At 70.0% G+C, this 11,888-nt stretch carries 14 protein-coding genes; 8 read left to right on the forward strand and 6 right to left on the reverse strand.

Annotated elements, in window-relative coordinates:
* Positions 1-25: 25 nt before the first annotated feature.
* From V6V89_RS05495 to V6V89_RS05510, 4 genes are all read right to left on the reverse strand, one after another.
* Positions 26-322, reverse strand: coding sequence for a hypothetical protein (locus tag V6V89_RS05495; RefSeq protein ID WP_334617826.1), 297 nt, complete (start codon positions 320-322; stop codon positions 26-28).
* A gap of 8 nt (positions 323-330) precedes the next feature.
* Positions 331-1,833, reverse strand: coding sequence for a sensor histidine kinase (locus V6V89_RS05500; RefSeq protein ID WP_334617827.1), 1,503 nt, complete (start codon positions 1,831-1,833; stop codon positions 331-333).
* Positions 1,830-2,546, reverse strand: a complete 717-nt coding sequence (locus tag V6V89_RS05505) for a response regulator transcription factor (protein ID WP_334617828.1) — start codon at positions 2,544-2,546, stop codon at positions 1,830-1,832. Before V6V89_RS05505 ends, V6V89_RS05500 begins: the two co-directional genes overlap by 4 nt.
* A 255-nt stretch (positions 2,547-2,801) precedes the next feature.
* The gene (locus V6V89_RS05510; protein WP_334617829.1) at positions 2,802-4,004 is read right to left on the reverse strand and encodes a CynX/NimT family MFS transporter; all 1,203 of its coding nucleotides are present in this window, start codon (positions 4,002-4,004) and stop codon (positions 2,802-2,804) included.
* A gap of 52 nt (positions 4,005-4,056) precedes the next feature.
* Here V6V89_RS05510 and V6V89_RS05515 point away from each other — a divergent pair, with 52 nt between their 5' ends.
* The 6 genes from V6V89_RS05515 to V6V89_RS05540 are packed head-to-tail and all read left to right on the forward strand — an operon-like array spanning position 4,057 to position 7,265.
* On the forward strand, positions 4,057-4,704 hold the full coding sequence (locus tag V6V89_RS05515; RefSeq protein ID WP_334617830.1) for a FadR/GntR family transcriptional regulator: 648 nt from the start codon (positions 4,057-4,059) through the stop codon (positions 4,702-4,704).
* A 25-nt stretch (positions 4,705-4,729) separates the two neighbouring features.
* Positions 4,730-5,143: a large conductance mechanosensitive channel protein MscL gene (mscL, locus tag V6V89_RS05520; protein ID WP_334617831.1), complete on the forward strand. Its 414-nt coding sequence runs from the start codon at positions 4,730-4,732 to the stop codon at positions 5,141-5,143.
* A 28-nt stretch (positions 5,144-5,171) separates the two neighbouring features.
* On the forward strand, positions 5,172-5,399 hold the full coding sequence (locus tag V6V89_RS05525) for a hypothetical protein (RefSeq protein WP_334617832.1): 228 nt from the start codon (positions 5,172-5,174) through the stop codon (positions 5,397-5,399).
* Positions 5,400-5,422: 23 nt separating this feature from the next.
* On the forward strand, positions 5,423-5,749 hold the full coding sequence (locus V6V89_RS05530; protein WP_334617833.1) for a PadR family transcriptional regulator: 327 nt from the start codon (positions 5,423-5,425) through the stop codon (positions 5,747-5,749).
* Positions 5,750-5,751: 2 nt separating this feature from the next.
* Complete coding sequence (locus tag V6V89_RS05535; RefSeq protein ID WP_334617834.1) at positions 5,752-6,582, forward strand: ATP-binding cassette domain-containing protein; 831 nt, start codon at positions 5,752-5,754, stop codon at positions 6,580-6,582.
* On the forward strand, positions 6,579-7,265 hold the full coding sequence (locus V6V89_RS05540; protein WP_334617835.1) for a hypothetical protein: 687 nt from the start codon (positions 6,579-6,581) through the stop codon (positions 7,263-7,265). Before V6V89_RS05535 ends, V6V89_RS05540 begins: the two co-directional genes overlap by 4 nt.
* On the opposite strand, the gene V6V89_RS05545 is transcribed toward V6V89_RS05540, so the two are convergent.
* Together V6V89_RS05545 and V6V89_RS05550 are read right to left on the reverse strand one after the other, a co-directional pair.
* Positions 7,183-8,910 carry a sensor histidine kinase gene (locus V6V89_RS05545; RefSeq protein ID WP_334617836.1) on the reverse strand — a complete coding sequence of 576 codons (1,728 nt, stop codon included), beginning with the start codon at positions 8,908-8,910 and terminating at the stop codon, positions 7,183-7,185. The genes V6V89_RS05540 and V6V89_RS05545 overlap by 83 nt on opposite strands.
* Positions 8,907-9,593, reverse strand: a complete 687-nt coding sequence (locus tag V6V89_RS05550) for a response regulator transcription factor (RefSeq protein WP_334617837.1) — start codon at positions 9,591-9,593, stop codon at positions 8,907-8,909. The genes V6V89_RS05545 and V6V89_RS05550 overlap by 4 nt, the downstream gene beginning before the upstream one ends.
* A gap of 236 nt (positions 9,594-9,829) precedes the next feature.
* Here V6V89_RS05550 and V6V89_RS05555 point away from each other — a divergent pair, with 236 nt between their 5' ends.
* A complete protein-coding gene (locus V6V89_RS05555) occupies positions 9,830-10,549 on the forward strand; it encodes a DUF3152 domain-containing protein (RefSeq protein WP_334617838.1) in 720 nt (239 codons plus the stop codon).
* A gap of 805 nt (positions 10,550-11,354) precedes the next feature.
* Positions 11,355-11,867: a hypothetical protein gene (locus V6V89_RS05560; RefSeq protein ID WP_334617839.1), complete on the forward strand. Its 513-nt coding sequence runs from the start codon at positions 11,355-11,357 to the stop codon at positions 11,865-11,867.
* The last annotated feature ends 21 nt before the right edge of the window (positions 11,868-11,888 follow it).

The raw sequence follows: 11,888 nt of genomic DNA on the forward strand, positions 1-11,888 counted from the left end.
CCGCAAGCGGCCACCGTAAGGTGTCCTATTTGGACCCGGTGACAGTGGTGGCGGTGACAGTACCCGCGCTGTCGGCCTGGCCCTGGACGACCACCAGGGCCTGCTGCACGGCGATGAGTGGCGCAATTGCGACATCGTTGGCGTCCTGGAAGCCGCTGGACGAGCTTTTCTCGTCGGTGGTGGATTCGGCCGCTTCGGCGCTGCTGAACGACGTGTGCGCCCACACCGCACCGCCGGCTAATACCACGGCGAGCCCGGTGTCGACGAAGACAGCGCGCGGTAGACGTATAGGCGGCAGCTTGATGGCGACGGCTCGGAACAACCCCCGCGCTAGCTCGAGGGCGACTGAGAACCCGTCGGCAGCAGCACCCGGAACGCCGAGCCGCGCCCGGGAGCCGTGTCAAGCTCGACCCGGCCGCCGTGGTTGCTGACGATCGCGGCCACGATGGACAGTCCCAGCCCTGAGCCGCCGTTGCGCCGGTTGCGGCTGGGGTCGGCCCGGTACAGCCGTTCGAAGATCCGCTCGGCGTGCGTGCTGGGTACGCCCGGACCGGTGTCGACCACCTCCAGCACGGCGACCGGACCGGCGGAGGGCAACTCCGCGCCGACCGCCGCCGCCGGGTTGTACCAGGGCTGGAGCCGCGCCAGCCTGCCCACCCGCACCGTGATGTCGGCCTGCGACGGCGTGTGCTGTAGCGCGTTGGACACGAGGTTGGTGGCGACCTGCCGGAGCCGGTGCTCGTCGCCGAGCACGGTGACCGGTTCGAAGGCCCCGTCGTCGGCACCGAGCGCGGCGAGCCGCACCGGCCGGTCGGGCCGGCGGGCGTACGCGTCGCGGATCGTGTCGGCGGCGATGGCCAGCAGGTCGACGGGGCGCCGTTGCGCCTGCCGCTGCTTGTCGAGCTTGGCGAGCAGCAGTAGGTCTTCGACGAGCAGCCCCATCCGGGCCGCCTCGGACTCGATTCGAGCCATGGTCTCGTCCAGCACCGGCCCGGCCGGTGTGCCGCCCCGGCGGTACAGCTCGGCGAAGCCACGGATCGACGTGAGCGGCGTGCGCAGTTCGTGCGACGCGTCCGCGACGAACTGCCGCAGCCGCTGCTCGGAGGTCGTCCGCGCCGCCACCTCGGTCTCGATGCGGTCGAGCATGGAGTTGAGCGCGATGCCCAGCCGGCCGGTCTCGGTGTGCGGGTCGGCGTCGACCCGCCGGGACAGGTCACCCGCCGTGATCTGCGCGGAGGTGCGTTCCATGCGGGTCAGCGGCCGTAGTCCTATTCGGACGACGTACGCGGCGACGAGGCCCAGCAGCAGAAGCACGGCCGCCATGACGGCCAGCTCGATGGTGAGCAGCAGGTCGACGGTCGCGTCGACCTGCCGCAGCGATATCGCTGCGACCACCAGTTCATCGCCGCGGAACACGACCTGGACCCGCCAGGAGTTTTCGCCGTCGGCCGAGCTGACGGTGTAGGGCTTGCCTCCGGCGCGCTTCACCAGTTCCTCGTACGGTTCGAGGGCCGGTGGCGATATGTCGGGGCTTTCGGGCTTCGGCACCTGGACGCCGGTCCCGTCGAACACGATCAGCGTCTTGTACTGGTCGAACCGCCCGCGGGGGAAGTACTCGGAACCGGGCAACGGCGGCGGCGGGGTGAAGCGCCCATCTTTCGCGGGGCCTCGGCCCATCACCCTGAGCTGCTGGTCGATCGAGTCGGTCAGGTACCGGCGCAGCACGATCACGCCGCCCGCGTTCGCGACGACCAGCGCCACCGCGGCCAGCACCGCGACCGCGAGAACCAGTCGCGACCGTAGCGTCCAGTGCCGCCACCGGGGAAGCCTCATTCGTCCTGCGACTTGGGAAGGCGCAGGGCGTACCCGACCCCACGCACGGTGTGGATCAACGGCGGCTCCCAGCAGTCGATCTTCTTGCGCAGGTAGTAGACGTACGACTCCACGATCCGACCGTCGCCGCCGAAGTCGTAGCTCCACACCCGGTCGAGGATCTGTGCCTTGCTGACCACCCGGCCGGCGTTCACCAGCAGGTAGCGCAGCAGGTTGAACTCGGTCGGCGACAGTTCGACCAGCTTGTTGCCCCGGCGTACCTCGTGCGCGTCCTCGTCGAGCTCCAGGTCGGCGTAGCGCAGCACGCCCGTGTCCAGCTCGCCGTCCGGCTCGATGCGGCTGCGGCGCAGGATGGCCCGGATGCGCAGCACCACCTCTTCGAGGCTGAAGGGCTTGGTCACGTAGTCGTCGGCGCCGACGGTGAGGCCGGAGATCCGGTCTTCGACGGCGTCCCGCGCGGTGAGGAAGAGCACCGGCACGCCCGGACCACCGGTGGACCGCAGCTTCTGCGCGACCTGGAACCCGTCGAGGTCGGGCAGCATCACGTCGAGCACGACGAGGTCCGGCTCAAACTCCTCGGCGGCCACCAGGGCCTCCTGGCCGCAGTTGGCAACCCGTACCTCGAACTCGATGAGCCGCAGCGTCGCGGAAAGGAGGGCGCAGATGTTCGGCTCGTCGTCGACGACGAGGACCTTGGTCAGGCGGGACGTCACGGAGTATCTCTACGGTCGCTAGCTCGGAATTACCTGGGAACGGCGTAGGAACCGGCTATGACAATTTCGTCACCTTCGATGAGTCCCGACTGGCGGCCAGGGTGGCCCGGGCGGCGGTGACGGCCTGGCGGAGGCCGCCTACCGCATCTGCCTCTCCGACCGCGGGTGTCGAATTGTCCCAGGTGGACAACACCGCAGACACCGAGATCGCCGAAGCGGTCAAGGCCTGCGAGGTGCTCCGGCCGACTCCGAGCCCTACGGCGTAACGGCCGGGTCCTCCACGTAGCGGGGGCGCGCCACCGCGAGGCCGGCCGCCGTCTGGACCACCGCCGCCGCGATCAGCAGCGCGATCGGTACCGTCCAGCCGGCGGTCGCCTCGTACAGGGCGCCGACCAGCAGCGGACCCAGCGCGGCGATCAGGTAACCGGTGCTCTGCGTGAACGCGGACAGCGCAACGGTGCCCTCCGCGGTGCGGGCGCGCAGCCCGATCGCGACCAGCGCCAGCGGAAACGCGCCCTGCCCGATCGCCAGCAACACCACCCAGAACAGCGCGCCACCGTGCGGTGCCAGGGCCAGACCCACGTACGACGCGATCATCGCGACCGAGAGGGTAAGCACGAGCGGGCGCAGGCTCCGCAGCTTCGTCGCCAGGGTCGGCATGGCGAGCGCCACCGGCACTCCAACCGCGGTGACCCCGGCCAGCAGCAGCCCAGCCGTGCTCGGCGAGTACCCGGAGTCCCGGAAAAGCTGCGCCAGCCAGCCCATCGTCGCGTACCCGCTCAGTGACTGGGTGCCGAAGTAGAGCGCCATCGCCCAGCCGACCCGGGTGCGCCCCGGCTGTATCCGGCTGGCCGGCGCGGGCAGGGCGGCCCGCGCACCGGCCGTGCGGCGCACGATCGGCAGCCAGGGGAGCACGGCGACCGCCGCGAGCACGGTCCACGCGCCGAGCCCAGCCCGCCACGAGCCGAACGCGTCCGCGATCGGTACCGCCGACGCGGCGGCCACGGTGGCGCCGGCGGTCAGCGCGACCGTGTATGCGCCGGTGACGAGCCCTACTCGGTCCGGAAAGTGCTGCTTGACCAGCAGGGGAAGCAGCACGTTGGCGACCGCGATGCCGGCGAGGGCCAGCCCGCTGGTCACCACGAAGACGACCGTGGAGCCGGTGACGACCCGGATCGCCTCGCCCGCCGCCAACGCGATCATGGCGACGAAGAGCACTCGGCTCGGCGCGAACCGGCGGACCAGCACCGGGGTCAGCGCACCGAACGCCGCGAACGCGATCGTCGGCATCGTCGTGACCACGCCCGCCATCGCGCCGGAAAGCTGTAGGCCGGTGCGCACCTCGTCGAGCAGCGCGCCGAGGCTGGTGATGGCGGTGCGCAGGTTGACCGCGACGAGCAGGATGCCAGCGAGGACGAGTGCGGTGCCCTGAGTGCGGGTGGCGGCGGGGGCAGACATGGTTCTTCGAGTCTAGAATCATGGGATGATTTATGGTCGGGTGATGTAACCAATGCCACGGGGCGGGCCGACGCTCGTGCGCCAGGTGATCGACGAGCTCCGCGAGCAGGTCACCACCGGTGCCTGGCCGGTGGGCGGCCGCATCCCGACCGAGCCGCAGCTCGTCGAGGCGCTCGGCGTGGGGCGCAACACCGTCCGCGAGGCGGTGCGGGCGCTGGTGCACGCCGGGGTGCTGGAGTGCCGGCAGGGCTCCGGCACCTACGTCGTCTCCACCGACGAGCTATCCGGGGCGGTCTCGCGCCGGCTCGCCAGCGCGCGGGTGGCCGAGGCGGTCGAGGTGCGCCGGGCGTTCGAAGTTGAGGCGGCACGGCTCGCCGCGCAACGGCGTACACAGCAAGACATGGCGGCGCTCGACGGCGCGCTCGCCGACCGCGAGGCCGCGTGGCGATCGGGCCGCGTCGCCGACTTCGTCGAGGCCGACGCGGTGCTCCACGCCGCGATCGTGGCCGCCGCGCACAACGAAATGCTGGCGGAGCTGTACGCGTCGTTCGGCGCCGCGACGCGCGCGACGATCGCCGAAGGGGTCGGCGGCGAGTTGCACCACGACAGATACGTGGACCACGGCCGGCTGGTGGCGGCGATCCGGGCCGGCGACGCGGAGCTTGCGGCTACTGAGGCGGGTGCGTTCCTAGAGGTCTAGCCGAATAGGGCATACGGTGCTGGGCATGCTCAAGGGTTTCAAAGACTTCATCATGCGCGGCAACGTGGTCGACCTCGCGGTCGGCATCGTCATCGGCGCGGCGTTCACCACGGTCGTCACTAATTTGACCAAGTCGTTCCTGGAGCCGCTGATCCGGGTCATTTCAGGCGGAGAGGGCGTCAAAGCCGGCGGATTCCACATTCGCAAGGTCTACTTCGACGTACCCGCGTTCATCAACGCCGTCATCGCCTTCCTCCTCACCGCCGCCGCCCTCTACTTCCTCGTCGTGCTCCCGATGAACAAGCTCGCCGAGCGGCGCCGCCGCGGCGAGGAGCCCCCGCCGGCCGCGCCGAGCGAGGAGGTCAAGCTGTTGACCGAGATCCGCGACGCGCTCGTGGCGCGCCGGGGCGTCCCCGAGCAGGCGGACCCCCGCAGATAGTCGAACATCTGTTCTATACAGTGCTGCCATGGAGCAGCGAAAGCACTGGTGGAACGGCAAATGGGGGCGGCTCGCGCGCCGGGATGTGTACCTGCGCGCGGACGCCGACCAGTGGTTCGTCGAGCAACGTGCCGGCGGGGCCGAGGGCGTGTCCCGCTTCTACGAGTTCGACAGCGAAGACGAAGCGTACGAGGCCGTCCGGTCGATGCTGGACGGCCCGGACAACTGGCGACAACTAGATGGCAGCGCTACCTAGATAGCTGTGCTACCTTCTTCCGCGTGGATCAAGAACGGCGGGGTCAGTGGCTGCGCGGCGTCCTCGACGTCTGCGTGCTGGCCCTGCTGGGTCGGCGGGAGTCCTACGGATACGAGCTGGCGCAGGCGCTCGACGAGGCCGGGTTCGGCCAGATTCAGGGCGGCACCCTCTACCCCGTACTGCTGCGCCTCCAGCGCACCGGCCTGATTACGGCCGAGTGGCGTGAGGGCGCCTCGGGCCCCGCTCGCAAGTACTACCGGCTCACGGAGGCCGGCGTGGAGGCCCTTCAGCGGCTGTCCGCCGACTGGTCCGTGTTCGCTGGCCACGTCGACGCGGTAATCCGGAGGTGACCATGGACAACGACAGATGGTTGTGGGCGCTCGGGCAGGAAATGGCCCGGCACCAGCTGACGCCGGACGCGGTCCGGCACGTCGTCGCCGAGGCGGCGGCACACCTGCGCGACAGCGGGCAGCCGGCACTGCGGGCGTTCGGGACGCCGGAGGGGTACGCGGCCGCGGTCGCGGAGAGCCTCGCGGCACGGTACGGGCGGCCGGCCCGTCCAGCGCCCGGCCGGGTACGCCTGTCGGCCCGCGGCATCACCAAGCGGTACCGCCGGCGCACCATCCTGCGCTCGGTGGACCTGACCGTACGGGCCGGCGAGGTGGCCGCCGTGGTCGGCGCGAACGGCGCGGGCAAGAGCACGTTTCTGCGCATCTGCGCCGGGCTGCTCGCGCCGGACGCCGGTGAGGTCACGCTCGACGGCCGCCTCGGATACTGCCCACAGGACGCCGGCACCTACGACTTCCTCCTGCCCGACGAGCAGTTCGTGCTGATCGGGGCGGGTCGCGGGCTCGACCGCGAGCGCTCCAAGCAGATCGGCCGGGCCGGCGCCGCCGCGCTCCAGTGGCGGCCGGCCGCCGGAGTCCAGACGCGCCACCTGTCCGGGGGCACCCGGCAGAAGCTCAACCTCGTCATGGCGTCCATGGGCGAGCCCGACGTGCTGCTGCTCGACGAGCCGTACCAGGGCTTCGACCGCGGCACATACCTCGACTTCTGGCAGCACGTGTGGCGTTGGCGCGACGAGGGCCGGGCTGTCGTCGTGGTGACCCACCTGCTGAGCCAGCTCGACCAGGTCGACCAGGTGCTCGACCTGACCCCCGCGACCGAAGGAGCGGCGGCATGAAGATCCTGACCGTGGCCGAGATGGCGGTGCGCGAGATGCTACGCCGCCGGGCGGTGCTCGCCCTGCTTCTCGCCATGCCGCTGGCGTTCTACCTGGTGCGCCGCGGCGACCACGTGGGCCAGTCGATCCGGTTCCTGCTCCTGGGCATCGCCTGGGCGGTCAGCACGGCGTCGCTGTTCGCCAGCGGCTCCAGCCGGCCGGTCGAGCCGCGGTTGCGGCTGTCCGGATACGCGAGCCACCACCTGTACCTCGGCCGGCTCGCCGCGATGTGGCTGCTTGGCCTCGTCGTCGCGGCGCCGTTCTTCGCGCTCGTCGCGATCGACCATGGCGACCAGGTGCGAATCGGCGCGGTGGCGCTGGCCATGGTCTTCTCGGTAACGGTGGCCGCGCCCTTCGGGCTGCTCATCGGGGCCCTCGTGCCGCGTGAGCTGGAAGGCACGCTGGTCCTGCTGGTGGTGGTGGGCCTCCAGATGATGATCGACCCAGCCGACTCGATCACTCGGGTCACGCCGTTCTGGTCCAGCCGCGAGATCGGCACCTACGCCGTCGACCACACCGGCGGCGAGTACCTCACCAGGGGTCTGGTGCACGGCCTGGTCTTCACCATCCTCGCGACGGCTCTGGTGGCGCTGCTCTCCACTGCGCGTCTGCGGGTGCGGTTGCGGGCGGCAACGTCAGCGTAAACGTGGTGCCGACGCCCACCTGGCTGGCGACGACGATCGTGCCGTGGTGGTCGGTCACGATCTGGCGGACGATCGCCAGCCCCAGCCCGCTGCCACCGGTGCGCCGGCCACGTGCCTGGTCACCCCGCCAGAACCGGTCGAACACATACGGCAGCGCCTCGGCGGGGATGCCGGAGCCGGTGTCCGCCACGCGTACCACCACCGAACCACCCATGTAGCCAGCGGTCAGCGTCACGCTGCCGCCCTCCGCGGTGGCCCGGACGGCGTTGGAGATGAGGTTGCCGAAGACCTGCCGCATACGGTCCGGGTCGACGTTGACCAGCACCGACTCGTGCACCGCCACCGCCAGCCGCACCCCAGCCGTCTCCGCGACCGCGAGGTGCGCCATCCGGGCCGTCTCCAGCAGCTCGGCGAGGTCGATGACCACCCGGTGGTACGCCAGCGTGCCCGCCTCGGCGAGCGCCAGGTCCTGCAAGTCGTTGACGATGCGCTGCTGGAGCACCGCCTCCTCGTGCAGCGACGCGAAGAGCTCGGGATCGGGCGCTATCACGCCGTCCTTGAGCGCCTCCAGGTAGCCACGCAGGTTGGCCAGCGGCGTTCGCAGTTCGTGCGCCACGTCAGCGACCAGCCGGCGCTGCCGCTCCTCGGCCCGCTGGAGCGAGTCGGCCATCCGGTTGAACGATCGGCCCAGCTCGGCCACCTCGTCGCCGCCGGACACGGAAACCCGGCTCGCCAGGTCACCGCGGCCGAGCCGGCCGGCAGCCTCGGTGAGCCGCGCGATCGGTCGCAGCACCCGCCGGCTCAGCAGCGCGGTGCCAGCGATCGCGAGAATGGCCACGCCCGCCGCGGCGAAGAGCATCGGCCCGGCCGAGAGTGGGCGGGACGGCTCGCCGCCCACCCCGAGCGTGACCCGCAACGGCACCGCTGACACGTCGCTGACCTGCTCGGTGAAAACCCTGGCCAGGCACGAGGTGAACGCCTCCTCGCCCGGCGTCACGACCGGCGTGGGATTCGCCGAGACCGCCGGCGGTGCGCCGTCCGCTGACTGCAGGCAACGGTTGACCCGCTGCTCATCCTGTTCCGTGTCTCGCCGGGACTCCGTGGCGAAGTCGCTGCACTGCGGAAGCATCTCGCTGCTTCGGTAGTACGGCACTCCGTACACGTCGAGGTTCATGTCGATCGGTGCGTTGTTGCGGGTCTGGCAGGCCGCGAGCCGCACCCCGAAGCGGTAATTGCTGATCAGCTTGATCGTGACGATCATCGCGCTCTTCGGGTCCTCACCCTCCGGAAACGTCAGCACCGGACGCGGGTCGACGAGGGTGACAGTGGTACCGAGCACGCGGGGAGTACGGCCATTGAGCTGGTCGGTGTCGGCCACCACCTCGCCGAACTCGGTCGCCAGGTGCAGGCGCTGGCCGGTCTGCTGGCCAAGCTTCGACAGCAGCGACGGCACGGCCTCCCAGGTGCCGTGCGTCCGCGCGTAGTTGAGCAACTCTTCGTGCACCCGGTCGGTGACCTCCTGGTCGGCGGTGGCCGACTCGGTGATCTGCTCGGACGCCTGGCGCAGGGTCAGCCATGCGGTCGCCCCGATCGCGGTGAGCGCCACCAGCATGACGAGCCCGAGTACGCGCAGGCGAAAGCTCAAGACTCCGCCAGCCGGTATCCGCGGCCGTAGACCGTCTGCACGTAGCGCGGCTCGGCGGCGTCCGCCTCGATCTTGCGCCGGAGATTCATGACGTGCGCGTCCACCGTGCGCTCAAGCACATAGTGGTCGAACCCGAACGCACGGTCGATGATCTGTGCCCGGGTGAACACCCGCCCCGGCTCCGCCGCCAGGACCTCCAGGATCCCGAACTCCTTCGCCGTCAGCACGATCGGCCGCCCCGCCACCCGTACCTCGAACCGACCGGTGTCGATCTCCAGCTCGCCGACGCGCAGGACCGCCTGGGTGCCCGCGGTGACGGTGCCCGCTCGGCGCAGCAGCGCCCGGACGCGCGCGGTCAGCTCACGCGGGCTGTAGGGCTTGGTGATGTAGTCGTCGGCGCCGACGTCGAGGCCGAGCAGCAGGTCGTCTTCCGTCGAACGGGCGGTCAGCAGCAGGATCGGGACCTTGGACTCCGACCGCAGGATGCGGCAAACGTCCATGCCGTCGACGACGGGCATCATCACGTCGAGCACCACCAGGTCGGGGCGGCGCGACCGGGCCTGCTCCAGTGCCGCCCGGCCGTCGCCGACCAGTAACACGCTGTGCCCGTCGCGCTCCAAGTACACCCGGACAAGGTTTGCCTGCTTAGGGTCGTCTTCAGCGACCAGGATGCGCGCGCTCATAGGACTCCTATAGTGCCCGGCGCCATGATGAAGATCCTATGAAGAAATCGTTCGGTAGCTATCGGGTCGGCCGGCTGACAGCAACTTCATAGATTCTTCATAGCCCCGTACTTACCTTCCGGGCATGAGACGGGATCAGCAGGAGCGCTGGCGCCGCGCGGCACGGCGCCGCATCCGCGAAACGCTGGCCATGCGACGCGCCTTCCGGGACGCGTCGGCTCCGGCGGGGGAGGCCAGTGCGTAGCGCACTGGCTGCCACAGCCGCCGTCGTGGGCGGACTGCTGTTCGGAGCCGCCGGCTTCGCGATTCGCGACAATTCGGGTACGCAGGCAGCCTTGCCGCCCACGCAGTCAGTCACGCCCTCCGCGGCCCGCTCAGGATCGCCGGCACCTTCCGGGCCTTCGACGCCGCCCCGGATCCCGCAGAGCGGCGAGGGCACGTACCAGCGAGCGGGCGGCAGCGCGCCGCGCGTCGGCACCGGCAAGGTCCTGCGGTACCAGGTAGAGGTCGAACGGGGGATCGACGAGGACCCGGCGAAGTTCGCCGAGTGGGTCGACAAGATCCTGGCCGACCCTGGTGGCTGGACGGCGCGCAACCGATGGGCGTTCCAACGCCCCCGCGCCGGATCGGTCGACTTCGTGGTGCGGCTCGCCACCCCGGACACCGTCGACAAGGTGTGCGGCAGTTACGGCTTGGACACGGGCGGCGAAGTGTCCTGCCGGGGCGGCCCCAACGTGATGATCAACCTGAAGCGATGGCAGTTGGCTATCCCGTCCTACAACGGCGATACCGATACGTACCGCCACTTGGTCGTCAACCACGAGGTAGGCCATTTTTTAGGTCACAAGCACGTGGACTGCCCGGGAAAGGGCAAACCCGCCCCCGTCATGCAGACCCAGATATACGGCATGAACGGCTGCGTCCCTAACGGCTGGCCCTACCCCGACCTCCACTAGCCCGCACGACGCGCCGTCGATCAAGGGCAAATGCACGTGCTTTGATCTCAAATCCGCGTGCATTTGCCCTTGATCCGTGCGATTGCCCTTGATCGCGGGGCCGAGCGCGGGTCCCGCGCGGCGGGATACGCAGGGCGCGGCCTGTGGCGCGGCAGACGCTGCGCCGTTCGCGGCCGTGTCAACGGGCCGGCGTCGGGGTGCACGCACAGCTTGGTGGAGCGTACTTGTGTGCGGATCTATCCGACATAGCCCGACGTCGACTCCCCCGACCAAGCCGTCGCGGGGCCGCGACGCAGGCGGACCTTGGATCGCCGCCGCCGCGAGAGCGTCGCCAGAGCGCCGCCGCCAGAGCGCCGCCGCCAGAGCGCCGTCACAGAGCGCCGTCACAGAGCGCCGTCACAGAGCGCCGTCACAGAGCGCCGTCACAGGGCGACGGTCCCGGAGGCCGGGGTTTGCGCGTCGCTCCCAGCCGTGCGCATCTCGGCACTCACTTCGATCGCCCGCAATCTGCCGGCGGGCTGCGATCGGCCTCGCAACGATCAAGGGCATTCGCGTCGATCAAGGGCAAATGCACGTGGATTTGAGGTCAAAGCACGTGCATTTGCCCTTGATCGGCGGGGTAGGGGGGTCGTGGTGGGCGGAGCGGGAGGGTGCGAGAGCGACTAGCCGGGGTAGCTGTGGGGCTCTATGCTCCTGAAACGTGTCGAGCGACGGCGGGGGGTCGGGCGCTGGCCCACGAGGGCTGGGCGCTCGGTTGGTTGCGATACCGCTCCGGTGGCTGGGGGTCAGCACCGGAGCTGTTGCGTTGGGTGCTTCCGGGCTTTTCGGTGGGCTGGACGTCGTCGAAAAGCCGGCGGTGCCACCGGCGGTGATAAACGAGGTCAACCATGGCCAGCCGTGGAACGTGACCGTGGTCCGCGCCCGCCTGTTGAACGAGCTGGGCGACCTCAGGCTGCAAAAAGAAGGCGACCGCTGGTTCGCGATCGTGGCTGAGGTCGAGGTGACGGCCCCCGAGAGCCGCAACGATGTCGGCGACGTCCTCAGCATCTCCGGGGTGGAGGGGCTGCTCGACGAGGCGCCCCAGCACATCGTGGCGGTCCGCGACGCCAGCCGGGTGCAGTACCTCAATCCGAACATGCCGGAAAGAATCGGCTTTGTCTGGGAGCAGTCGGGCAACGCACCGTTACCGACCAAGGTGACCATCACGATCTACGAGAAGACCTACCGGGCCAGCACGCTCACCGACCACATGGAATGGCTCGACCATGAGCCTCGAGCCCAGCTGGAAGTGCCCGTCGAAGACAAGCGGGCGTCATGACGAAGCTAGCTGCGGGCGGCG

Source organism: Micromonospora sp. CPCC 206061, from assembly GCF_036906915.1.
GTDB lineage: Bacteria > Actinomycetota > Actinomycetes > Mycobacteriales > Micromonosporaceae > Phytohabitans.

Coding starts and splice junctions, on each gene's coding strand:
- V6V89_RS05515 (WP_334617830.1), top strand. CDS start 4,057: ATGCCACGGGGCGGGCCGACGCTCGTGCGCCAGGTGATCGACGAGCTC.
- V6V89_RS05550 (WP_334617837.1), bottom strand. CDS start 9,593: ATGAGCGCGCGCATCCTGGTCGCTGAAGACGACCCTAAGCAGGCAAAC.
- V6V89_RS05510 (WP_334617829.1), bottom strand. CDS start 4,004: ATGTCTGCCCCCGCCGCCACCCGCACTCAGGGCACCGCACTCGTCCTC.
- V6V89_RS05535 (WP_334617834.1), top strand. CDS start 5,752: ATGGACAACGACAGATGGTTGTGGGCGCTCGGGCAGGAAATGGCCCGG.
- mscL (WP_334617831.1), top strand. CDS start 4,730: ATGCTCAAGGGTTTCAAAGACTTCATCATGCGCGGCAACGTGGTCGAC.
- V6V89_RS05500 (WP_334617827.1), bottom strand. CDS start 1,833: ATGAGGCTTCCCCGGTGGCGGCACTGGACGCTACGGTCGCGACTGGTT.
- V6V89_RS05525 (WP_334617832.1), top strand. CDS start 5,172: ATGGAGCAGCGAAAGCACTGGTGGAACGGCAAATGGGGGCGGCTCGCG.
- V6V89_RS05540 (WP_334617835.1), top strand. CDS start 6,579: ATGAAGATCCTGACCGTGGCCGAGATGGCGGTGCGCGAGATGCTACGC.